18 protein-coding genes are annotated in these 24,592 nt (G+C 54.0%); 11 read left to right on the top strand and 7 right to left on the bottom strand.

Annotated features, from left to right (window positions below; genetic code table 11):
* The first annotated feature begins 145 nt into the window (after positions 1 to 145).
* Complete coding sequence (locus PSR63_RS25430; protein WP_274328765.1) at positions 146 to 658, top strand: hypothetical protein; 513 nt, start codon at positions 146 to 148, stop codon at positions 656 to 658.
* Between the two features lie 67 nt (positions 659 to 725).
* Here the strand turns inward: PSR63_RS25430 and odhB are convergent, their stop codons facing one another.
* Together odhB and PSR63_RS25420 are read right to left on the bottom strand one after the other, a co-directional pair.
* Complete coding sequence (gene odhB, locus PSR63_RS25425) at positions 726 to 1,943, bottom strand: 2-oxoglutarate dehydrogenase complex dihydrolipoyllysine-residue succinyltransferase (protein ID WP_274328763.1); 1,218 nt, start codon at positions 1,941 to 1,943, stop codon at positions 726 to 728.
* Positions 1,944 to 1,961: 18 nt separating this feature from the next.
* On the bottom strand, positions 1,962 to 4,838 hold the full coding sequence (locus tag PSR63_RS25420) for a 2-oxoglutarate dehydrogenase E1 component (RefSeq protein WP_274328761.1): 2,877 nt from the start codon (positions 4,836 to 4,838) through the stop codon (positions 1,962 to 1,964).
* A 795-nt stretch (positions 4,839 to 5,633) separates the two neighbouring features.
* Between PSR63_RS25420 and PSR63_RS25415 the strand changes: the two genes are divergently transcribed.
* Positions 5,634 to 6,677 carry a LacI family DNA-binding transcriptional regulator gene (locus PSR63_RS25415; protein ID WP_274328760.1) on the top strand — a complete coding sequence of 348 codons (1,044 nt, stop codon included), beginning with the start codon at positions 5,634 to 5,636 and terminating at the stop codon, positions 6,675 to 6,677.
* Between the two features lie 30 nt (positions 6,678 to 6,707).
* On the opposite strand, the gene PSR63_RS25410 is transcribed toward PSR63_RS25415, so the two are convergent.
* The 4 genes from PSR63_RS25410 to PSR63_RS25395 all read right to left on the bottom strand — a co-directional run bounded on the left by PSR63_RS25410 (position 6,708) and on the right by PSR63_RS25395 (position 11,842).
* On the bottom strand, positions 6,708 to 7,034 hold the full coding sequence (locus PSR63_RS25410) for a GNAT family N-acetyltransferase (RefSeq protein WP_274328759.1): 327 nt from the start codon (positions 7,032 to 7,034) through the stop codon (positions 6,708 to 6,710).
* Positions 7,035 to 7,222: 188 nt separating this feature from the next.
* On the bottom strand, positions 7,223 to 8,809 hold the full coding sequence (locus PSR63_RS25405) for a glycosyl hydrolase (RefSeq protein WP_274328758.1): 1,587 nt from the start codon (positions 8,807 to 8,809) through the stop codon (positions 7,223 to 7,225).
* A gap of 171 nt (positions 8,810 to 8,980) precedes the next feature.
* Entirely contained in the window at positions 8,981 to 10,276 is a 1,296-nt protein-coding gene (locus tag PSR63_RS25400) for a glycosyltransferase family 4 protein (RefSeq protein ID WP_274328756.1), read from the bottom strand.
* Between the two features lie 12 nt (positions 10,277 to 10,288).
* Positions 10,289 to 11,842: an oligosaccharide flippase family protein gene (locus PSR63_RS25395; RefSeq protein ID WP_274328754.1), complete on the bottom strand. Its 1,554-nt coding sequence runs from the start codon at positions 11,840 to 11,842 to the stop codon at positions 10,289 to 10,291.
* 178 nt (positions 11,843 to 12,020) lie between these two features.
* Between PSR63_RS25395 and wbaP the strand changes: the two genes are divergently transcribed.
* Both wbaP and PSR63_RS25385 read left to right on the top strand, forming a co-directional pair.
* Positions 12,021 to 13,478, top strand: coding sequence for an undecaprenyl-phosphate galactose phosphotransferase WbaP (gene wbaP / locus PSR63_RS25390; RefSeq protein ID WP_274328752.1), 1,458 nt, complete (start codon positions 12,021 to 12,023; stop codon positions 13,476 to 13,478).
* Positions 13,479 to 13,576: 98 nt separating this feature from the next.
* Positions 13,577 to 14,638 carry a GNAT family N-acetyltransferase gene (locus tag PSR63_RS25385; protein WP_274328750.1) on the top strand — a complete coding sequence of 354 codons (1,062 nt, stop codon included), beginning with the start codon at positions 13,577 to 13,579 and terminating at the stop codon, positions 14,636 to 14,638.
* A gap of 3 nt (positions 14,639 to 14,641) precedes the next feature.
* On the opposite strand, the gene PSR63_RS25380 is transcribed toward PSR63_RS25385, so the two are convergent.
* Positions 14,642 to 15,898 carry a glycosyltransferase family 2 protein gene (locus PSR63_RS25380; RefSeq protein ID WP_274328748.1) on the bottom strand — a complete coding sequence of 419 codons (1,257 nt, stop codon included), beginning with the start codon at positions 15,896 to 15,898 and terminating at the stop codon, positions 14,642 to 14,644.
* A gap of 84 nt (positions 15,899 to 15,982) precedes the next feature.
* Here PSR63_RS25380 and PSR63_RS25375 point away from each other — a divergent pair, with 84 nt between their 5' ends.
* Genes PSR63_RS25375 through PSR63_RS25345 form a run of 7 tightly spaced genes read left to right on the top strand, consistent with a single transcriptional unit; the run spans position 15,983 to position 24,570 of the window.
* Complete coding sequence (locus PSR63_RS25375) at positions 15,983 to 17,425, top strand: GumC family protein (RefSeq protein ID WP_274328746.1); 1,443 nt, start codon at positions 15,983 to 15,985, stop codon at positions 17,423 to 17,425.
* Between the two features lie 10 nt (positions 17,426 to 17,435).
* A complete protein-coding gene (locus PSR63_RS25370) occupies positions 17,436 to 18,971 on the top strand; it encodes an O-antigen ligase family protein (RefSeq protein ID WP_274328744.1) in 1,536 nt (511 codons plus the stop codon).
* Positions 18,972 to 19,021: 50 nt separating this feature from the next.
* Positions 19,022 to 19,936 carry an NAD(P)-dependent oxidoreductase gene (locus PSR63_RS25365; protein ID WP_274328742.1) on the top strand — a complete coding sequence of 305 codons (915 nt, stop codon included), beginning with the start codon at positions 19,022 to 19,024 and terminating at the stop codon, positions 19,934 to 19,936.
* A gap of 42 nt (positions 19,937 to 19,978) precedes the next feature.
* Positions 19,979 to 20,770, top strand: coding sequence for a hypothetical protein (locus tag PSR63_RS25360; RefSeq protein ID WP_274328740.1), 792 nt, complete (start codon positions 19,979 to 19,981; stop codon positions 20,768 to 20,770).
* An 8-nt stretch (positions 20,771 to 20,778) separates the two neighbouring features.
* On the top strand, positions 20,779 to 21,873 hold the full coding sequence (locus PSR63_RS25355) for a hypothetical protein (RefSeq protein ID WP_274328739.1): 1,095 nt from the start codon (positions 20,779 to 20,781) through the stop codon (positions 21,871 to 21,873).
* On the top strand, positions 21,873 to 23,099 hold the full coding sequence (locus PSR63_RS25350) for a carboxylate--amine ligase (protein ID WP_274328738.1): 1,227 nt from the start codon (positions 21,873 to 21,875) through the stop codon (positions 23,097 to 23,099). Before PSR63_RS25355 ends, PSR63_RS25350 begins: the two co-directional genes overlap by 1 nt.
* 22 nt (positions 23,100 to 23,121) lie before the next feature.
* Positions 23,122 to 24,570: an HTTM domain-containing protein gene (locus tag PSR63_RS25345; RefSeq protein WP_274328736.1), complete on the top strand. Its 1,449-nt coding sequence runs from the start codon at positions 23,122 to 23,124 to the stop codon at positions 24,568 to 24,570.
* Positions 24,571 to 24,592 lie beyond the last annotated feature (22 nt).

Below are 24,592 nucleotides of genomic sequence, written 5' to 3'. Positions count from 1 at the left end.
CGCAACTGGCGTACCAAGCGGCCACTGATCTCGCTTGAATTTGCAGGAAATCCCTCGTCGGGCATGAACTTTGCGGTGGTACTTACTCAGAAAAATAGGTGCCTAGCCGGTGTTACACGGCTAAAATTCAGTAGGAGGGTTAATCATGTCCAGACACTGTACCGTCGCGGTTTTCGACGACTTTTCCGCAGCTCAAGAAGCCGTCCACAAGCTTGATGAAAGCACATTCCCTTCCGATCAAGTCTCCTTGGTGGCAAACAGCGTCCACCAAGATCTTCAGTCGACCAACATCCTTCAATATGGGGATGAGTCGCAAAAGGATGCCGCCTTCGGTGCTGGCGTTGGCGGGCTGCTAGGTTTCTTCATGGCCGCTCCGCTATTGACCATTCCCGGATTTGGACTGATGTTAATTGCTGGTCCGATTACCGCAGGATTCACCGGAGCGATTGTCGGCGGGCTTCTCGGATCGATGCTTGGCTGGGGCGTGCATGAGGACCATGTCGCGGAATATGAGGATGAAGTCCGTCAAGGTGCGTTCCTCGTTGTCGCCAATGGCGATCCATTCGATGTCGACTTCGCCAAGCAGGTACTTGATCAGACCAATGCACGTTCGGTCGCGATGCATGTTCGAGAGAGTGCCGACAGCGTCGAGCCGTAGAGGCTTCTGCGCAAAAAAAAGAGCCGGCGAAATTTGCCGGCTCCTTTTGTTTCTTGTGATCGCGTGCTTATGCTTCGATCAGCATCCGCGATGGTTCTTCGATCGCTTCCTTGATGCGTTTCAGGAAGGTGACCGCCTCGCGACCGTCGACGATCCGGTGATCGTAGGTCAACGCGAGGTACATCATCGGGCGAATCACGACCTGACCGTTCACAGCCACAGGGCGTTCTTCGATCGCGTGCATACCAAGCACACCGCTTTGCGGCGGATTAACGATCGGCGTCGATAGCATCGAGCCGTACACACCGCCATTGCTGATGGTGAACGTACCGCCAGAAAGTTCTTCTGGCTTCAGCTGATTGCTCTTGGCACGGCCGGCGAACTCTTGGATCGACTGTTCGATCTCAGCAAAGCTCATCCGTTCGGCAAACTTGAGGACAGGAACCACCAGGCCCTTACCCGAGCCAACGGCGATACCGATGTGGAAGTAGTTGCGATAGACGATGTTGGTTTCGTCGCGAATCTCGGCATTCAGCTCGGGGTGAGCCTTTAACGCGTCGATCAGGGCCTTGGTGAAGAAGGACATAAAGCCCAGCTTGACGCCGTAGCGTTTCTGGAACGACTCGCCATGACGCTTTCGCAGGTCCATCACGTACGACATGTCAACCTGGTTGAATGTCGTCAGCAAGGCGGCCTTCTGTTGTGCTTCGACCAGCTTCGAGGCAATGCGGCGACGAATGAGGCTCATCGGAATGACCTCTTCCATCTCCTTTTCATTGCGATTGCCAGAGTCCGAGCTCGGACGGCTGGAGATCGACTGAACGTACTTCTCGACGTCTTCGCGGCGAACCGTTTTGCCCGCTGGCGCGACGTCCGAGGCCGAGAGACCGTGCTTTAGCAGTTCTCGACGGCCCGAAGGGGTTGCCTGGGTGTCTTCCGTGCTCGAAGCTGACTTTGCGTTTCCGTCCTTCTTGGCGGCCGCTGGCTCAGCCTTGGGCGTTTCCGCCTTCTTCGCTTTCTTATCCGACTTAGCCGCTGGCTTGCCGGCACCTTCTTCAAAGAGCGCGATCACTTCACCGACCGAAACGATCTCGCCTTCTTGCTTTAGAATCTTCTGGAGGGTGCAATTGGCCGGGGCAGCCAGGTCCATGGAAGCCTTGTCGGTTTCTAACTCGACAACGTCTTCGTCTTCCTGAACGCTTTCCCCTTCGCTTTTCAGCCACTTGAGGATCTGCACTTCCTGAATCGACTCGCCCGATTCAGGCACTTTCAATTCGATGGTCATCTTCCGCAGCTGTCCTTTCTAGGTCTCGTTGAAGGCTCGTTCGAGTAGTTGTTGCTGCTCGAATTCATGAGCCGCTTTGGATCCGGTTGCCGGGCTGGAAGATGTCTCCCGGGCGATTACAGAGAGTGGGAATCGCTCGAACATACGATGCCCGTATCGTAATTTCCAGTAAGGCCACACGCCCATATTGTCGGGTTCTTCCTGGACCCAATACAAGGGGACGCCGTCATCATATTGGTCGAGGACAGCCTGAACGGTGTGATTCTTGAGCGGGTAAGGTTGCTCAACGCGAATAATCGCTACATCGTGACGCTGATGCTCTTCACGATAGTGAGCCAGGTCGTAGTAAACCTTGCCGCTGCACATGATTACCCGAGAGGTCTTTTCGGGGTTGTCGCGGGTATCTTTGATGATCCGCTCAAACTTATTGCTCGCCAGTTCCTCTAGCGAAGAAACCGCCGAAGGGTGACGCAAAAGACTCTTAGGGGTAAACAAAATTAACGGTTTCTTCCACGATCGCTTCATTTGACGGCGAAGGACGTGGAAATATTGAGCTGGCGTCGTTGGAATGGCAACTTGAATGTTGTCTTCGGCAGCCAACCATAGGAAACGTTCGAGGCGGGCACTGGAGTGCTCGGGCCCCTGCCCTTCATAGCCATGCGGCAGCAGCAGTACGAGACCGCTCAAGCGTCGCCACTTGTCTTCGGCACTGGCCATGAACTGGTCGATGATCACCTGAGCTGCATTGCTGAAGTCACCGAACTGAGCTTCCCAGGCCACCAGGGCGTTGGGATAGTCGAGACTATAGCCGTAGTCGAAGCCCAACACGCCAGCTTCACTGAGCGGGCTATTGACGATCTCGACCGGTGCCTGCTTGGGCGAAAGGTTCGAGAAAATGCTGTGCTCGTGGCCGTCGATGATGTCATGCAGGACGGAATGCCGTTGGTTGAACGTACCACGCTGACAGTCTTGGCCAGAAAGTCGAATGCGGTGCCCTTCCATCGAAAGGGTAGCAAATGCCAATGCTTCGGCTGACGACCAGTCCAGCATTCGTTCGCCGTTGGCCATTTCCTTACGTTGGTCGGCAATTCGGCTCAGTTTACGATTGCGATGGAAGTCTTCCGGAACGGTAGCCAACATCCGCAGAATCTCAGCCGAGCGATCGACGGGAATTCGCGTTTCTGGGCATTCGTCCGCCGGGTCGTGTTCGGCGTCTTCGGCCGTTGGCTCGAGGCCACCGTCGAATTCTTCCCAGACACCCTCAGGACGACGCAGGGAACGTTCCTTCATTTCTTGGGCGATATCATATTCACCCTTGAGGAACTCCTGATATTCGTCCGACATCTGATTGGCTTCTTCGGTCGAAATCCGGTTCTGCTCAATCAGTCTATCCAGATAGCTGTCGCGAATTGGCGTCTGCTTGTCGATTGCCTTGTACATCATCGGCTGGGTGAAGCTCGGTTCGTCGGCTTCGTTATGGCCTAGTCGACGGTAGCAAACCAGGTCGATAATCACGTCGCGCTGGAACTTCTCGCGGAAATCCATCGCCATCGAGACGACGTCCGCCACCGCTTCTGGGTCGTCGCCGTTGACGTGGAAAATCGGAATCTGCAGCATGCGAGCGATATCGGTGCAGTACCGCGTGCTGCGCGACTGATCAACCGAAGTCGTGAAGCCAATCTGATTGTTGACGATCAGATGAACCGTTCCGCCAACCTTGTAGCCGTCCAACTGGCTCAGGTTGAGCGTTTCCTGAACGATCCCTTCGCCAATAAAGGCCGCGTCACCGTGGATCAGAACGGCCATGCCCTTGCGGCGGTTGATGTCGCCGGTTCGGTCCTGCTTGGCTCGTAACCGACCCAATACCACCGTGTTGATGAACTCGAGGTGGCTCGGATTGAACGAAAGTGACAGGTGGACCTCGTTACCGGAAGTCGTCACCTTGTCGACGCTATTACCCAAGTGATATTTCACGTCACCACCACCAATGAACTGGTGGAAGTCGACATCATTGAACTGGGCGAACAGTTCCCGAGGGGCCTGTCCGATGATGTTCGTGAGGACGTTCAGGCGACCGCGGTGAGGCATCCCGAGGACGACTTCGCGAACATTGTTGGATGCCGCTCGGTCGACCAGCAGATCGAGCAGCGGGATCAACATTTCGGAGCCGAACAACGAAAACGTCTTGGCACCGACGTACTTTTTACGCACGAACTCTTCAAAAACAGTTGCTTCGGTCAGGCGTTGCAGGATCTGCTTTTGGACAGCGTTGGGCAGCTCTTTGATATGCGATTGACGCTCGATGCGGTCAACCAGCCACTGCTGCACGTCCTGCTCATCAATATGAGTGAACTGGTAGCCAATGTGATTGCAGTAAAGGCCATCCAATCGCTGGACGAGTTCTCGCAACGGGATCTGTTCGATCTTATCGCCGCACGTGTAGTAGACCCGTTCGCTGAGATCCGACTTCGACAGGCCGAAGGACTCGAGAGAAAGAGGCGTCCGAAGCTGCATGTTCAGCTTGAGCGGATCGAGCTTTGCGTTGTAGTGCCCGCGTGAACGATACCCATTGACCAACTGGTCGGCACCGTACTGCACTTTCTGGAGTTTAACGTTACCGCCAACGCTGGTGACCGGGGCGCCAGAATCTCCGCCGGACTCACGGAAAATGCTGCGTGGCTGGAACGAAGGGGCACGCGATCCCAATTCGTCGGCAGAGATACCATTTTCGGCCGCCTGCTGGTCGAAAAAATCGCGCCAGTTCTCTGGGACACCGTTACGGTCATCCAGATACTTCTGCAGCAACTGCTCGACATAGCTGGCGTTATAGCACGCTAAGTCGAGCTCTTCGGTCGACTCAGCTTTGGCCTGCCTGGGGGAACTTTCGGAGATCATTTTTTCGCGATGCCTCTTGAACTTCTAGTTTTACGCGATTCTTCCATGGAGCACAGGTAGCCTAGGGGCCGCATGCCCTGACAACGCCAAGATTTCCGATTCTTTTGGTCTTGGAGATTGCCAATGACGAACCATGCCTGTTCCTGCCGGATTCGGGACATGCAAAAGCTTGCTCGGCTTGAGCTGAAAGGTCCTGCCAGAAATTGCCATGGAGGGTTCATCTTGGGGTACCCCGCATCCTTTGCCGGGGAGCCTAACCGATATGTGATGAAAGGTGGGACCTAATTAATTTCGAGAATGCGAAATCCCATCTATTAGGATTTCTGCCGCAATAAAAACGCATTAGCGTACAACGCGCCAACCTAACCGTCTATTTCAATTCTGCCGGTTGGGCCAATTTTGCCCAAAATGAAATATGGTATGGCTATATTCTGTGCACCAGGAGCCGACTGATGGAAAGCTTTCTCACTAAATCGCTTGAATCTCGCCGGCAGACGCCCCGTGTATTGGCGAAACGTCGTAAACTGTAACGCAATTCTAACAAGTTGCATCGAGAGTCAACGCTGGGTGAAGCCAGCGATTGCGCGGGGCTGACTGGGTGAATCGATCAGCGAGTTTTCGTGGCAACAACCGAAGTGAGTACTAGTCCTATCGTACGAGAAGTGCGAATTCCTGGATTTTGTGTTTTTTCCTTGCCGAAAGCGTGCAAATTGGATAAAAACAAGGGCATATCGCGGGATAGTCGCTGCCACGGCCATTCCACCCATTCGAAGTAGTATAACAAGCGTAAACACGATGGCAAAGAAGACTGGTCGAACCGCGGTCCGAATGAAGGATGTTGCTGAAGTCGCAGGCGTTTCTCGCATGGCTGCTTCAGCTGTATTAATGGGAACAGGCAACGGCCGAATTCGCGTTTCGGAAGAAACGGCGGAAGCCATTCGCAAAGCGGCTGCCGACCTGGGCTATCGCCCGAACATTGCTGCACAGCAGTTGGCAGGCAAAAAGAGTAACGTGGTCGCGTTGGTCGTTCGCGAAACGCGAAACTTCCTGACCCAAAAGGTCACGGCCGAACTTCAGCGCGAGGCCGAAGAGCTAGGACTTCGCCTCCTCTCGGTCGGTTCATACCCCGATCTCGACGGTCTGAAACGGGTTGTCCAGGATCTGGACGCTGGTTGGGTCGATGGCGTGATGTACCTCGCCCACGAAAACGAAGAGCAGTGGGACGAAGTCGGCAAGCTCTTCGAGTCGCGGCAAAACGTGCTGACCGTTCTCGAAAACCTCGGGAATGAAGGGACTTGCCGGGTCATCAGCGATGTTCGCACGGGTGCCAAAGAATCGATCGATCACCTTGTGTCGACGGGTCGGAAGAAGGTTGCATTGCTGACCGAGCAGCGAGAATCATTGTCGATACTCGATCGGATCGAATCGTACCGAGAGGCCCTCGGCGAGCACGGTATGGAGCTTTCCGAAGACCAGATCATCGTCGATACCAAGGGCTGGCTGGTTAACGATCCGACGACTTTCCCTCGATTCGATGAGATTAGCCGTCACCTGGTCGAGGAGGTAGGCGCCGACGCCATCCTCTGCGATACCGACTTCAACGCCGTCGCCGTTTGTCGGTCGCTGCGTCGGTTGAACCTTGCCATTCCTGACAAGGTCGCCGTCATTGGTTGGCATGACCTGCAGTTCTCGTCGCTGCTTGATCCGCCCCTGACAACCGTTGCTCATGATTTGCCGGCCCTGCTGAAGGCCGCCGTGAACGTCATTCAATCGGATAGCGACGAAATGCCATCGGAGATTCTCATCCCGACCAAGCTAAGAATTCGCCACACTTCCTGAGATCAAATTTCGTGGTTGCTGGACACTTGGTCATGGTAGATCATCGCCGTCTGTTTCCAGCCCAAGAAGGAAGTACGTTCCTTGGGCGTCGAGGCCCGTTTCCAGCTTTTTCCAGCCACGGCGGCGATAGAATTCGAGTGCTCGGTGGTTGGTTGCCAGGCACTTCAGTTTCCAGGGAAATGGCAACCACGGGGCAAGTGATTCGAGCAATTGGGTGCCAATCCCCTGCCCTTGATACTGGCTGTCGACAAACAGGAAATGAATGAAGGCTTCGGGCTGCCAGACGGTAAGGGTCCCGACCAGATAACCTTCTTGCGAGACCGCCACATAGACGCGTTCCCCGTTTGTGGCCTTCATGAAATCGGTGTCTTTCGCCGATCCCACAGGCAGCCAGTCAGCGCCGCCAACAAAACGTTCGAACAGCGCTTGGAGTTCGTCTGAATCAGCGGAGGTGGCTAAGCGGATCGTGACCATACCTTGCCAGAGCGTGTCGCTTACAACGAGGTTCGCTGGCGAGCCGTTAAACCGCCGTGGTCTGGCCCCGCCTAACCGGTCACCAGGTGATTGGCGGCCTGCTCGGGACTGTGCATGACCCGCAAATCGACGTCGTTGAGACGCATCCTGGCGGATTCTAAGTAAACCCCAAACAGCCCAGCGGAAAACGTTGAGTCAGCGAGAGTGAGAATGATTCGACCGTTGACGGAAAACTCGATGTAGTGACCAAACGCAATCAAGCAGATCTCGGCTTGGCCTGGTGTTTCGCTCCGCCAGTTGCCACTTTGCAGGGCCTGGAACTGCATCATGTGCTCGCCGCTGCCTGGTTCTCCCGTGTGCCAGGCGCGCAGTTGGGCCATTCCCTTCAACAGGTCTAGGGACAAATAGTAGCCATCCTGCGTCTCGGGATCGACTCGAAAAATAACCCCACACTTCCCGAGGCCATACAAGTCGATCTTCGCCGTGAACTTCGCCGATTCGATCGAACCATCGAAGACGTAAGCTTGAAAACCCGCTTCACACCCAAGATCCAGGTTGTTTCCGTCGATCGAACAGAATTGCTGGCCGATACCTTGCTGGAGCTGGTGAATGCAGCGGGTATCGACGCGTTCTCCGATGAACTCGTTGAGCCCCTCGAATGTTTTCGTGCGCAACATTCCATTCTCAGTGAGTTCAAGCCTCTTCGGAGGAGGCATCAAATTACGGGCAGTTCGGTCAGCCCCACCCAGCGAGAAGAAATTCCAAAGCAGCCAACCTTTGTCATCACGGCAGACACGCCCAGCGTAGTTTCCCTGGGCGAGCAGCACGTTGTCGTAATAGCTGCGCCACGGCTTGCCGATCTTGTCGGTATGCCAATACCGGATCTTGGCGTCTTCGCGAATACTTCCGATCAGGTAGTACTCGTCGCGCAGCTTCAGCAGGTTGGGAACTTCGATATCGTCATACAGGCCTGGATGATGAAGCGAAGGCCTTGCCTCGAACTTCTCAGGAGCGACTTCTTCCATCACACCGACACAGCCTCGGCGAACGATCGGTCCTTCTTTCATGCGGGCCGCCATGATCAACCAGCCTCGATCCCCTTCGCGATAGTAGTAAGGATCACGGAAGCTGACCCAGCAGCGTCCTTCGTCGAGGCGTGATTCGTAATACTCGGGAGCCGCTTCCAGGGGAAGATGACTCTCAGGATCCGTCATCGCATGACGGCAACTGGTCGACTGTTGGCGAGCGAGTTCACGTGCCTCCATGACCTTAGGCGGATCGTTTGGCCCACGTTCGTCGGTCCAATTCACCGGTCGCTTATGCCAATGATAGAGGTCATCGCTGACCGCCATCCCAAGTCGCTGGATATTTCCCTGCTCGCGCCGCGATAGGCCGGTATAGAACATTCGCCATCGCCCCGGCTGGTGCGGGTCTGGTGAGACGGCCATCGTCCACAGCATGAGATCGTCCCACGAGCCGGGATCACCAATGAAGAGCGCATTATTCACGCGCCGCCAGTCGATGCCATTGGTGCTGACCGCATGGGCGATGAAGTCGTGATTGGGCAACACCAAGTGAAACAGGTGATAGAGTCCATCGTGATAGACAATATCAACGTCGCCGATTGCCTTTCGACTGCCTTGGGTTTCCGTGTACATGGTGCCAATCTTCTTGAAGAGCCAAGTCATCAAGGCTGGCCGCGAAATTCAAAATGCCAACCGCTTTCGCAGCTTACGCGATATGGCAGCATGTCGCGAGGGCAAAACATGGCAATTGCCGCCGGCGATGCAGGACCGTACGCGCTTTTTTCGAAGTTACCGAATCGACGCCTAAGAAGTGGCGATCGCGCTCAATTGAAACTCCGAGATCAACTTCTCGGCATTCTTGACGAGGTTGAACTCGTGCTCGACGCGTGCTCGGCCATTGGCAGCAAGTTGGCGACGTAAGTCGGCATCTTGATAGAGGGTCTTGATACTGTCGACGATCGAGTCCACGTCCCTCGGATTGGGTAAGAGGCCGCATTGACCTCCGAGCAGTTCGGGGATTCCCGAAAGATTGCTGCCAATGCACGGGACGCCGCTGGCCATCCCTTCCATGAGCACAACAGGGATTCCTTCACGCTGTCCGCTTTGCGTGAGAACGCTGGGCGTGACGAGTGCATCAGCGGTTGCCAGGTGATCAACGATCTGGTCGCGTGTTCGCGGTCCCCAGAAGACGACTTGCTCTTGGATTCCCAACTGCTCGCATTGCGACTGCAGCATTTCCATGTCGGGGCCACCTCCGATGAAGTGACAGTGCACGTCGAAAGATTGCTCTCGGAGTTTGGCACATGCCTGGATGAGGTAGGTTTGCCCCTTCACTTCGTGCAAGGTGCCGATGCAAAGCAGGACCATCGGCCCACTTCCCTCATCAAAAGGCGTAGACGAAGTTCGTGCTGCAAACTTGGCCGTATCTACCCCGCAGTGGATCACCTTCACTTTGGACGAAAACTGCTGACCACATTCCTCCAAGATCAGATTGCGGTTGTAGTCGGAGATGCCAATCACCGAGGAAGCGTCTGCGACTTTCTCCAATAGCATGTGACGATCGCAATGAAGATCGGTCCCATGCGCCGTGAAGCTATAGGGAATCCCGGTCAGTCGGTGAATGATATAGGCCGTGGCAGCCGGGTGACTGCAGAAGTGCGCATGGATGTGTGTGACACCCCGCTCTTTCATGTCCTTGGCCATCCACACCGATTTCGGAAAGTACAGAATCGCTCCGGCAAGATAACGAAGACTTCCCATGTTGGCTCGCACCAGCGTAAACCACGTCGCCAGGTAGGTGCCGGGCATAGTCAGCAGATATTGCAAATTAGCGAGAACGATCGCGACCGACAACCATCCGGTGAAGTGTGCTTTGGCGACAATCGGCTCGGCTTCTTTGTGCATCGTCTTGCACTTTTCGCGGCGAAGCGGATAGACCTCGACCGGAACTCCAGCTCGTTGGGCAGCGAGTATTTCGTAGAGGACGAATGTCTCTGTCAGCTTGGGAAAACGCGACATGATGTAGGCCACCGGTGCGTGGGTGACTACGGAATCTTCGCGCTGGGTTTCGATCTGTTCAGCTTCGGCAGCAATCGCCATGGGAATACTCTTTCAACCAGTTTGTTCTGTGCTAAGCAGACGTCCTAAGTAGGGAACCCGAGCAACCTCAGGAAACACGTTCGCGACTTCCAAGTCATGTCGACACAGCCAGGCGAACAGAATCGACGCAGCCACCAGCAGTACCGGCATCCAAAAAACGGGCACTACAGCGCTGTTCGCGGCTGCCCACAGACACCAGGTCAGGACTGCGGCTAGTGAATAGGCCCGGATCAATCGCCCCGACACGGGATTCACATCAACGGTCATGGCGACCGCCACCATGCAGGCGACGCCTTGAATACCAAATCCGATCAAAATTGCCCAGGCACCGCCAACGGCTCCAAGCGATGGAACCAGTAACAGGTTCGTTACGATCGCCCCGGCCAGGCTAATGACGTCGACGAGGATCAGTGTCCGCAACCCACTTACCACGCGGATAAGTCTTAGGTTCATCCCCACCATGGTATTGATGAAGAATCCCAACGAAAGAATCGCCAGGGTGGACGCCGAGTCAGCGTATTGGGCCCCAAACAGCAGCACGCAAAGCTGCTCCGGTAGAAGAAAGCATGCCAGGAAGAGCGGAAAGGAGAGAACCGTGGTCCAAATTATCGTTTTACGAAAGAGGTGATTCAGCGAATCGATCGCGCCCTCGGAAAACAAGCGGCCTGCTCCAGGCATGAAGAGCATCGAAAATGTCGCGATGACGATATCGTTCAGCCGAGCTGCAGGAAAGACAGCCTGAAATCCGGCGACCTCGGACGGGGTATGGAACATTCCGATGATCAGAACGACCATCGCTCCACGCATCAGGAATCCAACATCGCCGAAGATGAGCGTGAGGCTATAACTGAAGACTTCTTTGGCTGTTGACTTCATGTCGTTCCAGGTGACGCGGACGAAGTCATTTCGTTCGAGAATCAGCCCACGGACCAATGTTGCGTAAATGAGCACACCAATCAGCGACGCAACGAGCTGGCCCGCAGCGAAGGCGAAAATTCCTCCGCCGGCCAACACGACTGCAATGACGGCCGCCAACCGTAACAAGGGGCCCAGGACATGCTGCCGCACGAAAATTGCCCGCGGCTTGCCAAACACTGAGAACAGGGAGGTGACAAAACAATCGAGCACCATGCAGGGTGTCATCCAGATCATGACCAGCATCAAGTCCATCGACCGTGACTGGCTCGAATAGGCGCTTTCGACTCCCCAGGTGACGTAAATCACTGCGATCGCTAACAAAGAACACAGGAAGGTCGCCAGCGCCATCATGAGAGTCGCCGCCGAGAACTTCTTGAGATCGCCACTGCTCTGATAACGAGGCAAGACTCGCAGGGCCGTCTTATCCATGCCGAAAGCGGCGAAGACCGCGGCCACAGCTACGGCGGACAACGCGACGGAATAGACACCAAATTCGTCCTTCGAAAAGTATCGGACCGCGGCCAGCTGTATCGCGAAGTTCATGCCCAACGAAAGGCACCGCCCAGCAAACAATAGCGAGGACCCGCGAATGCCCCGGGAGATTTCCCCGCCATTCGGGGTGGTGGAAGATGCCGTTCTATTACTCATTTAGGTGGGCAGTGAGATATCCGTGCTTTGAAAAGTGGACGACCGAGATCCATTATGCTTCCCGCGTTCCGCTCTCAAGGTCGGAAAAATTCTGATTTACATGGGTCGATAGCTGAAAAACCATGATTTATGAGTGTCTTTTCACCACCCACATCATTTGAAGCATTGCTGATAGATCGTGTCGATCGTTGCCTCTCCCAAAGATCAGGACTTCGAGCTTCGCGTCCCGCGCCGAAGTAAGTCGGAGACTCTGCAGACGTTGCTCACCGTTGTGCCCATGATGGTTGCCGATGGGTTGAGCATCGTTGTTGCCATGGCGTTTTCGCAAGTTCTGATTGGGACGGTTTTTCCGGATGTGCATTACGCCATCACACGGCAGCTGCTCCCCCTGCTGGCAATTGCAGTTATCACGTACTCCATCGGAGGCGCCTATCGCATCTGTGGATTGCACCCAAGTCAAGAGTTGCGACGTATCGCACTGCTCGACAACACGTCCATGTTGCTCTTGCTGCTGGCGAACCTTCTCTTTAGCGAAACAAGCACTCCCTACGAACTCTCTCTGCTCTTCGTGACGCTTATCGCACTGAATTTGATTCACCCCGGGGTTCGCCTCGTGAGCCGAACTTTGTTGAGTACGCAGCGTTGGTGGGGCTGGTCCGTGGTCGTGGTCGGACCTCGCGAACATGCACGACGTGTCCTGCGACATATTCAGAAAAATGCTGAATTGGCAATGCGTCCGGTTAGTCTCCTGACGTCGGATGAGTTTCGAGTCGCCATGACACCCGCCGAAAAAGAACAGCTGGCCCGCGATACGGTCACCCAAAGCCATGCCAGTATCATTGTCATGGCGGTTGAAGATCCCGATCCATCTTCCTACTGCAGCGATATTGATTTCTGGTCGACCCAGGCCCACGACGTCATCATTGTTCCCGCCGATTTCCAATGGCCAACGCTATGGACGGAAACTCGGGACATCGGTGGCATTATGGGGCTTCACGCGAGGGCCAAGTTACTTTCCCACTGGCGACTTTTCGCCAAGCGTCTTCTGGATGTCGGCCTCGTCCTTTTGTTTGCACCACTGCTTGTGCCGATGTGCTTAGTGATCGCCATTTTGGTTCGCCTAAACTCGCACGGACCGATCTTCTTCGGACACAAACGGATTGGCCGATCGGGCCGAACGTTTACTGCCTGGAAGTTTCGCAGCATGATTCCAAATGCGAATGAAGTTCTGGAACAGTACCTAAACGAACATCCCGAATTGCGGGAAGAATGGGAACGCGATCATAAGTTGAAAGACGATCCACGCATCATTCCAGGCGTCGGCCACCTAATCCGAAAATTCAGCCTCGACGAATTACCTCAGATTTGGAACGTGCTTCGTGGCGATATGAGCCTCGTCGGCCCAAGGCCCATCGTTGATTCCGAGATCGAAAAATATTGCGATGTATTCCCGCTTTACCTCAAGGTGACACCTGGAATCACAGGCCTGTGGCAGGTATCCGGCAGAAACAATACAACCTACCAAGAGCGTATAACCCTTGATGCGTTCTATGTGCGAAACTGGTCACCATGGCTGGACTTGTATATTCTTGCAAGGACAATAAAGACGGTATTACTACGTGAAGGTGCGTATTAGAAGACGTTGCAATGTCATTACATGCATGCACACATTTACAGGACTCAGACTAGATGGGTGCTGCCTCGCTACTTGTCCAGCAAAGAACGGCCTCTCAAGTGCGCCCCATCGTCCTGAGACCAAATCAACTGACAACCGATCAGCTTTTGGCATGGAAGACGGTCGTCGCTGAGAACAGTTCGCTTCAATCTCCGTTTTATCAGCCCGAGTACACCCAGGCTGTCGGACAGGTACGCGATGATGTTCGCGTCGCCGTCGTTGAAGAAGACAACCAGCCGGTTGCCTTCTTTCCCTTTCAGCGTGGTAGCACGGGACTCGGATTGCCGGTCGGTGGCAAACTCAATGACTTTCAAGGTCTCATCGGGACACTCCCTGGGTCCCTCACCACTCAAGCACTCTTGAAGGAGTGTGGTCTATTCAGCTGGGCTTTCGATCACTTACCGGAGACACAGTTAGATCTTGTGCCCTCAGGTGCCGGGAGTTCTGCCTCGCCGTATATCGACTTCTCGAACGGCTGGAAGGCGTATCAAGACGATCGTGCCCAGGCTCACTCCTCTATCATCCGAGAAACCAGGCGAAAAGAACGCAAGTTGGCTCGCGATGTGGGTGATATCCGGTTTGTGTTCCACTCGGAAGATGACTACGTATTCAATACGCTACTTGACTGGAAGTCGGCCCAACGCAAAAGCACAAAGACGTTCGACGTTTTACAGATGGACTGGGCACGACGTGTCCTCGAGATTCTGCGGCCTATGCAGACCGAGCATTTTCGGGGTTGTCTGTCAGCACTTTACGCTGGCGACCACTTGGTTGCAGCACATTTTGGGCTTATCTCTAACCAGGTAATGCACCTCTGGTTCCCTGCCTACAACGTCGACTTTTCCGCCTATTCTCCAGGCGTATGCCTAATGTTGAACATGTTGGAACAGGCCGATACGCGTGGTATCAGCCGGTTTGATTTAGGAAAAGGTGACGAACGCTTTAAACAGCGCCTATCCAATGGCACAACGAACGTTTGTCATGGCGCTATTGCCTCGAATGCGTGGGCGAAATACTGCAATCGCGTATGCGGTATGGCCCGGACTCAAGCCAGGCAGTTGCCATTTCGCGGGCTGCTGAGGAAGTCCAAACGTTGGCTCGACACTTGGCTCTATCGATAAGCTTTACACGGCTCGGTGGGAATTCCAGATATCGACCCGGCGGCCGACGAAGAATTGATACCAACCGCTGAGGGCAGAGAAGTTGGCCATACAGAAGAAGTATGGCACGGCCATGATCTTCGCAAGTTTGTTGCGGAAGATCGGGGTGTTTCTCAGTAAAATGCCGACAAACGCTAGTGCGTAAAAGGCCAACTGTAGACCAAGTAGCACTTGGTAAACTAAGCCTTCGCCGACGCAGGCAACGTTTAAGAGAAGGATTACCGGGAGCAGGAAGATCACGCTCCAGCGAAGCAATTTGTGCGACGCCAATTGGAAGGAATAGAACCCGTAGGCCAAGGGATTTAGAAGGGTCTTCATCACCCAAAGCCCGCGAATACCGCGTGCAATGATGCGAGATTTACGGCGAAACTCTGCCTTGTCTGATGCGGCGACCTCTTCGTAGGCAATTGCATTTGGCTCAAATACCAAGCGATATCCCTTAGCGATCACCCTGGTTGAAATCAGGAAGTCGTCGCAAACACCTGAGGGTACCGGCTCGAACAGATCACGCCGCACAGCATGAATGGCGCCAGTTGAAGAAGTGACGCTGCCGGACCGTGATTGCATTTGTTTCAGGAAACGGTCAAAGTTCCAAAAGAGTCGTTCTCCGAGACTTCCTGCGTTTCCTTTATCGGTCGTGTATACCTGATCGCCAGCGACGCCGCCTACTTTTGGATCGGAAAAACACGAAGCGATGGCCTGTAGTGACTTCGAGTCATACATACTGTTCGCGTCGGAGAAAACTAAGATCTCTCCTTGGGCATGCGCGACGGTTTCGTTTAATGTGCCAATCTTGCCTTGCCGCTCGCATGCGATAAGGCGCACTCCAGCGTGTTTGAAACCTTGGACAATTTCATTGGTTCGATCGTCCGAACCATCTGACCCGACAAGGATTTCCAACTTCTCGCCAGGGTAGTCCTGCGTGATGGCGTTTTGCAGTTTGTCCGCAATTACGTCCTCTTCATTGTGCGCAATGATCACCAGCGTCACGTTCGGAGTTGCCGGTGATTTCCGAATTGGTCGGGCCAACAATCCCCGCACCATGAGCAGGACCGGAAACCCCACATATGCGTAGACAACCAGTAGCAGGGTCAGCCAGAAAGTTACGCACAGAAGTGTCATGAGTATGTCACATGGTGGGTGTACAAATGTAAGAAATATCCTGTCTAGACTATTCACAAACCATGGGATGGCAAGCATTCTAGAAGTAGAAGGACGCATATTTATGTGTCTATTTCATGTGCGCATTACGGGTTCGTAATTCGCGCAATTGCTTTGTAGCCGAAACCCTTGAATTAAGCTCTGATGTTCCAAGCTCACTCGGAAGACAACACGGCCGCCCCAGATCAGATTCGCGTATCCACGTTCTTGCGGAAGTGGTACTACTTCGCGATCACGATTCCAGTGTGTCTCGGTCTCGGCGCCGCTCACTACTTCCTGGTGACACCCACCTACGTTGTTACGGCACGCATCCTCATCCAAGAGCGTGGTAAACCACTTACACCTCATGATGAAAATGCGCTAGTTCAGAGCTTTCTGCCTACCCACGCTGAGATTCTCAGCAGCCCTTCAGTGATTAGCCGTGCTGTTCCGAAGATTCCAAGTGCGAAGGTTGATTCACCAGACAAGTCTCCGATTGATAAAGTCTTGAAACGACTTGAAGTTCGACCTCTCGCCGGAACAAACGTGCTCAGCGTCACGTACACCGACGAGGATCCGCAGTGGGCAATCGACGGTCTCTCCGAGGTTATCGAATCGTATCGCGACTATCTTTCCGAGCGAGAGCAGTCAGGCCATCAACAGACGATCGTGCTGCTCGATAAGCGAGCCGAGAAACTGCGGCACGAGATCGCAGATCTCCAAGTGGAGTATCAAGAGGTACGTAGCCAAAGCCCTCTGCTGGGGACTGACGTTGATGCGGCTTCGGTGCAAAGAAACAAGCTAATGCGTGTGGGAGAAGAACTGGTTCGCACGCAATCCCAGCGTATTGCGTTAGAGAATAAGCTGGAAACTTTATTGGCCATGCAGGCTGATCCAGCACAGAAGAACATGCACTTGGTTGCCAAGCCGGCGATTCCTAACGAATTCGATCAACAAAGAAAAGTGGTTGAACTTCTTTCGCGTTTGAACTCCGAAGGCCTATTGGCGGGTTCTCATCTTCAAACGGACCTGGACACGCTTCTCTCATCGGAAGTGGAATATTCGGAACTACGCAAGAGCTACGGGGAAAAGCATCCAAGTGTGCTCGCTGTCGCAGAGCGTATCGAAACGCTGGAAAAGCGACTGAACGAAGTCGCGGCCTCGGCTCAGACAATAGTTCGGCAGGAGACCGAAGCACTACGGCGACGTGAGACGCGATTGGCGTCTCTTTATCAGGACGAGTTCACCGAAGCCAAGAAGATCGACGAATACCTGGTAAAACAGCAGCAAAAGCTGGATGAGATCGACCTGGTCAAGTCGGCACACGATACGATCGTCGTGCAGCTCAATGAACTTCGCGTTGCCGATCAGGCAGTGACCGAAGGCAGGTCAAGTGTGGTGGTAAGTGTCTTGGATGGCCCTATTCTTACGGATGAATTGCTCTGGCCTCAGCCCAAACCATTGTTCGGTATTTGCGTACTTGCTGGATTGGCAAGCGGGTTTTGCCTGGTGTTCGCCTCGGAAAAGTTCAAGCAATACAAACAACAACCGGTCGACCCCTCCCGTGCTTCACGACAGTTGCCGCTTGAATTCGGTCGCACTGCCTAGTCTCTAATCCATGGAAGCAAGCTCAAACAAGCCCGATATCCAGCAAATTGCCTTTCTCTGGGGCAGTTGGTTCGCCATTACTTGCCTCTGGATACTTGCTGCGTTCTACGTCCTTTCTGGGGCAAGTCCTATTTGGCTTGGAATTGTTGTTCTTCCCGTTGTGCTGGTTGCTGGCTACCTGAAGCCCCACCTGGCGACTTTCGCTTGTGTCTTTCTGATCTACTCAAATCTGCCAGTCGTCGCGGCACAGTTCCACGGCTTGCCGTACGCTGTGGTGGCTTTGACACCCGCGATGTTGCTGCTTCCTTTGGGCTACTTTTTATGGGTTCGGGAAGAAGGCATCATTTTTCCCTGGGAAGGGATGCTCGTGGTGGGCATGGTGGCCGTTCAAGCATTCGGCGTGATGTTCTCACGCGATCCGGATGAGTCGTTCTCGGAACTTGTTCGCGCAATCTTCGAGGGACTCGGCTTGTTCTTTCTCGTGATCAATGCGGTTCGGACGCCAGAGATTCTTCGTGGTTCGCTCTGGGCCATATTGGCAACTGGGGCATTCATGGGGGCGGTGACAGGCCATCAATACCTCACCAACAATTATCAAAGCGATTACGGTGGATTAGCTCAGGCAGACCAACTTGGGTTTGGCGAGGTTAACGAACGTGGTGTCACAATCACACGCGCTCGATCCGCAGGGCCCATTGGCGAAAAGAATCGGTATGCCCAGAACATGTTGATGCTTTTGCCGATTGGTATTTGCTTGGCCCTGTCGGAGCGGAAGCATTGGCTCAAGTACCTGGCCTGGATTGCAACAGGTCTGACCGTCGTTGGGTGGGCCGTGACCTTCTCGCGAGGCTCCGTGATCGGCCTGGCAGGCGCAATTGTGATCGCTGTGTTTCTCGGTTATCTGAAGCCGAGAGTGCTCGGGGTGATGGGAATCACGGCGGTGCTGTTTGTAGCGATTATGCCTGCCTATCGAGAACGTATCACCTCACTCATGGCTGCGACTCAGTTGATTTCATCGACCCAGGGCAGCGAGGAAGTGGATGGTTCGTTGCGAAGCCGAGCAACCATCATGATGGCGGCTGCGAACGTGATTGCCGAAAATCCAATCCTTGGTGTCGGTCAGGGCATGTTCCCCTCGTACGCCCGCGAATACGGCAAGAAGAGCGGATACAGCGTGCTGCAAGGCAATTGGGAAGCGCACAATCTCTACCTTGGAATCGGGGCCGACAGCGGCCTCTTAGGGCTCAGCTGCTTTCTCGCAGCCCTTGGCGTCGTCATTGTGCGACTCCATCGCATTCGCCGACAGTACTTGGATAGCAATCCAGCCATCGCGCTGACGGCGACTGCCCTGGTCTTCACGCTCTTGATCTACCTGATGTCAGGCATGTTCCTGCATTTTTCCTACATTCGTTACTTCTGGCTTATGTTCGCTATCGCCAGTGCAACCGCGACCATTTTCGGGCCGAAAGCAACTTCGATTTTGGGGAAACAAGGCTCTCAGAATTATTCTGATCCCATCCACAAATTCACGAATCAGAATGAATAACGTTGTGGAATTTCGCGCTCCTCGGAATAACTACCGCTTTAGCGATCATTGTGGCAAAGACACCTTTAGAAACGATCGGAATTCTGGCGCCCGGTGAGATGGGATCTGCCTTGGCGGACGTGTTTCGTCAAAACGGTTGTCGGGTCGTTACCTCGGTGGAGAAACGAAGCGATCGCACAAAGCAAATCGCCGAACTTGCGCAGATCGAATTACTGCCGAGCTTGCAAGAAGTTGTTCGCCAGTCGTCTATCCTGATTTCGACAACACCACCACAATGTGCGGTCGAACTAGCCCAAGAAGTCACTGAGATGGCTTCCGATGATGGCAAACTTTATATCGACGCAAATTCCATCGCTCCTCGAACGACACAACATATTCAAGGACTTGTGAACTCAGCTGGCATGACGATGGTCGACATGGCGATTCGAGGGCTCGCTGGCAAGTTGGTCGAACGGGGTGCGATTTACCTAAGTGGCGAAGACGTGCAGCGAGTGGTACCACTGCTTCGCCCGATTGAAACAGAAAACCTGGGGGCTGAGGTAGGCTCCGCATCGCTATTAAAGATGCTGATGGGCGGCCTATCCAAGGGAATTGCTACGCTGGTAATGGAACTAGGCGTGGGCGCCGATCGAGCAGGTATTCTCGATCGCTTTCTCCAAGGCCTGGGTCGGTATTATCCCGACGTGTTGTCGGCTATGGATTCGGTTCTACCTACCTATCCACTACACGCTGGGCGGCGAGCCCACGAGTTGGAAGAAGTAACGGCATGTTTGGCTGACTGTGGTATCGAAAGCCAAGTCGTCGCCGGAGGTCGTCAGCTACTTCGCAGTTGTGCCCAAACCAATCTTGAGAAATCAAGCAGTACGCTCAAGACCGCTCCCGTTCAAGAAATCATCCGCGCCTTGTCTCATCAGTCATCGTTCCTATCGACATCTACAGGGCAACACTTTGTAGATTCGATCTAGCCAGCGTCCAGTGGACGTCAGCAATTGCAGAAGACCAGCACCATGAATAAACGCCTCCGATCTGCCGCTCTCAATCCCGGTCCGGGATTCCGAGTGCGCACCGACTTTGTACGTCTTGAGTCCATTGTCTACCGACAGCTCGCGCGTTTCGAGACGCCAGATATCTCGGACATGCTTAATCGCCTCTACGCAGTCGACTCCGAGATTCGTTTGCGAACCAACCCGGAACACCGCCTCTGTGGCCCGGTTTGCACCGTAAAAGTGTTTCCTGGCGACAACTTGATGGTGCATAAAGTTCTCGATATCGCGAAGCCTGGGGACATCGTCGCCATTGATGCTGGTGGTTCCCAGATGAATGCGGTCTTGGGAGACATCATCTGCACCAAGGCTCGTCATCGCGGAATTCAAGGTTTCATCGTCGACGGACTCATTCGCGATCTTCCACAAATTCAGGAACTCGATTTCCCTGTGTTTGCACGTGGCGAAACAGCGATTGGCCCACTGCATCGAGGTCCTGGTGAAATCAATTTCCCCATTGCTTTGGGCGGGATCGTGGTGAATCCAGGTGACGTGATTGTTGCTGACGCGGCCGGTATCGTCGCTGCTCCGCAAGATATCGTCGCCGAACTGATTCGTCGATTGAAGGTTCACGAGGCGGGCTCGCGCGAGTATCTCGAAGCCGTTCATCGTGGCGAGTTCTCGAATGCTTGGGTCGATGAAATGCTTGCCGAACAGAACTGCGTTTTCGAGACACCAGAAATCGATCCGCCTCCTTCGGAAGTGAAGGAAGCATCATCGCACGCCGATCCGATTGAAACCGAAGAGCACGCATAGGTTTCGTGATGTGGAATCATCTAGACCTTCGCGCACGGAGTCTTTGGACGTTCGCTGGCTCGAAGCTGACAGTTCGTCGTGGATTGGGGCAAGAAATGCAACGGCAGCGTGATGAGTTTTACTCGCACGCCTGGGAGCAAGCGGCAGCGCAGGTCGGAGCTTCTCTCGAGCATCTTGGCGGTGGACTCTTTGAGTTTCATCGCAAGGGAGAAAGCACGCGTGTCTTCAAGAACTACACAACACTCGACGATCCGGTGACGCTTCGCCTGGCTGGCAATAAGCCGCTGGTACTGAAGAAACTAGAACACATTGCGAAGGTTTCCCCTTGGAAGGCTTTTACCCTCAAGACGATAGAAGCCGCCTACGAGTTTCTCGATGGCAGCCCACATGTCGTGAAGCCTGCACGAAACACCGGGGCTGGTTCGGGAGTGACAACAGGCGTTCGCACGATTCGCGATCTCCGAAGATCGGTGGCAACGGCTCGTGCATTTGATACGACCATGCTCATCGAAAGACAGATTGCCGGAGATAACTATCGCCTGCTTTTCCTGCATGGTGAATTGATTGAAGTCGTACATCGTGGCGCTCCCGTTGTTGTGGGAGATGGGAAGAGTTCCATCCAACAGTTGATCGCTAGCGAGAATGCGCTTCGCCGAGAACAAGGCTGGCGACGTGCTCAAACCATGCTATCGGTCGACGACGACATGCGGCGCACCTTGTCGGCTTCTGACCTGACGCTTCGCTCAATCCCGAAGAGTGGCCAGTCGGTAGTGCTCAAGACTGTCATTAATGAAAACCGGGCCGCGGAAAACCAGCTTGTTCAAGACATGTGTCCCGAGATTGTCAATTTGTGTCGTAAGTGCGCTTTAGAGTTGGGTATCCAACTCGCAGGAGTTGACATCATCACGGCCGATCCGAGCGTTCCGCTTGAGGAATCCGGCGGTGTCGTGCTGGAAATGAATACAACCCCTGGGCTCTATCATCACTTGGATCCCGATCAACTGACGTGCCGCGTCGCTCCCGCGATTCTCGAAGCAGCCCTGCACAAGGCGACACCTTCCCTGAAAGATGTCGCCAAAGAGAAGTGGGAGGTCGCTACCTAATGTCTGCGATTCCTCCCACACTTAGCAAACGCATCGAGCCAAGCGAAAACACTTGCTCCACAACGGCTAAGCCTCCGGCGATCGTGATTGGTGGCGGAGCGAATGCCCTATCCATTGCACGAAGCTTGGGCCGCACGGGCATCCAGGTGTGGGCGCTCAACTACGACAATTCTCCCGTTCGATACTCTCGTTTCTCCCGCTGGCTGAGCCTGGACGGAAAGTCGCAGGGCAAATCAGCGTGGGGAGACTTTTTGCTGGGTTCCGCTTCGGATGACTTGGAAGGAGCCGTTCTTATTCCGGCAAGTGACGATGCGTTGGAACTGCTGATCGAGCACTATGATAAGCTCAAACGGAAATTCCGTCTCGATCTCTTCGTGCCGGATGCCCAGGCATCGATGCTCAACAAGTTGGAGACATATCAAGCAGCGAAGCGCGTCGGCGTTCCGACTCCCAAGTTCTGGCTGGTCGACTCGAAATCATCGGTGATGAGTGTTCGTGACGAACTAGTCTTTCCACTGCTTGTTAAGCCACTCTATTCGCATCGCTTCGTGGCTACGTTCGGTGTGAAATTCCTCGTCGCTGAGACGTTTGAAGAGTTGATCTCGGCATGGGAAAAGATCGACGAAGATCACGAGGTAATGCTCGTAGAAAAGATCCCGGGACCCGACAGCCAGCTTTGCAGCTATTACACCTACATTGACGAAGATGGCGAGCATCTATTCCAGTTCACCAAGCGCATCATCCGCCGTTTTCCCCCAGAGATGGGCGTCGCTTGTCGTCATGTCACCGATCACATTCCGGAACTGGTAGAACCTGCCACCAAGCTCTTCGCCGAAGTCGGCTTGCGCGGACTGGCGAACGTCGAGTTCAAGCTTGATCCTCGGGATGGCGTTTTGAAGCTCATTGAATGTAATGCGCGAATTACCGCGGCGAACATTCTGTTGGATCGCTGCGGGTACGACCTGGCGTATTTTCTCTATCAGCGCGTTTGTGAGGGCGATCTTCCCGAGTTTGGTGACTATCCCGATAACGCCTACCTTTGGAATCCGGTTGATGATCTACGGGCCTTTCTGCAACTAAGAAGGCGCGGCGAATTGAGTTTTCGCGACTGGATTAAAAGTATCAGCAAAACAAATGTAACCCTTCAAATCTTCCAATGGAGTGACCCGCTGCCATCCTGGATGGATAATTGGCATCGACTTTGTCGGGCTTTGAAGCGCAAATAACTTTTTGTGGGAGAGAGGTTTCATGCACGAAGAAAAAGAAGTCCAACAGTCGACTGATTTTGGCAGTCAGTTCTCGATCTTTGCCTTCCTAATGGCATGTGGCATTTTGTTCCACCAGTCGATTCTTTCCGATTGGAATCCATTCTCTCACCATATGGTGGCGTCACTGACGGCCATCATCGTGCTCACGCGTCCAAAATCGCTTGTAGCCTTTCTTGTCATGGTTGGCGCACACCTAGCCAGTGTGCTGATTGACCTGCCTTATGTCGTCAATCATTGGATTTTCGTCGGTGTCATGGACATCGCGATTCTGCTCACCGCACTGGGGCTTTGGCTTCAGCATCGATGTTCACGGTTGACTGGAGGAGAACTACTTCAAGTTCTGGCACCGGTCATTCGCTGGTCCGTGATCGTTATGTATACGTTTGCCGCCTTGGCAAAGTTGAACTCTGACTTCTTCAAGCCGGAACTCAGTGCCGCCGTCTCATTGTACAGTGGCCTTTCCGAAAAGCTGGGCGGTATCCTGCCTCAGGAGATGTGGGCTTTCTATCTGGTCATCTGGGGAACAGCGGCTCTGGAGTGCTCGTTGCCGATTCTGCTTACCGTGAGGAAGACGCGCTGGTTGGGCATTACGCTGGCATTCTCGTTTCACTTTGCCATGGGAGTGTCAGGCTTCATCCCGTTTTCCGGCTTCGCAGTTGCTTTTCTTTTTCTGTTCCTGCCGGAAGATGTGCCTGCCCGCTTTACGGAACTTCGAGTCAGCATGCCTTGGCTGGATAAAGCATGCTCGGCGATTGCAAGAGTCTTTCGAAATCCCGCGACTCCGATCACATTGTGCCTGGTGTGGTTTTTGATCGCTTGTACACGATCCTACGCATGGCTCCCACCGGCTCAGGTTCGCATGGCGGTCATTCGCGTCGGCCAATTGCTATTCGCGTTGTATTATGGAGGGGTGGCGTTTTTTGTATGGAAAATGTACGGCCGCACACTCTTTGACCCAAGTGATAAGCCACAACCTGCGTCACTTAAGCTGGCCAGTGTCGGCCTGGCAATCGTTCCGCTGGTCGTCATCCTCAATGCACTATGCCCTTACATCGGATTGAAAACCGAGAGTTCGTTCACGATGTACAGTAACCTTCAAACGGAAGGGAATCAGTGGAACCACCTGTTGATGCCCAAAGCAATGAAGGTCTTCCACTGGCAGGATGACCTGGTGAGCATCATTGACTCATCCTACCCGCCGTTTCAGCATGCCGCGAAGGAAGACATTCGCTTGACCTGGTTCGAGTTCCAACGCCAGGCCAGCGAGGCTGACAGCATTGCAGTGACTTACCGCCGTGGTGATGCAGTCTATGAAGTTTCTGATTCCAAGAGTGACCCGGTTCTGTCGCATCCGCCGGAGGCCTATTGGGGCAAGTGGATGTGGTTCCGTGAAGTTCCGCTTCCAGAGAAGAACACCATTCGGCACTAAATTATGATCAATCGAGTGTTCT

The organism is Bremerella sp. P1, from assembly GCF_028748185.1.
Classification (GTDB): Bacteria; Planctomycetota; Planctomycetia; order Pirellulales; family Pirellulaceae; genus Bremerella.
Note: the sequence above shows the minus strand (reverse complement) of the source record. Positions and strands in the feature narration are given on the sequence as shown.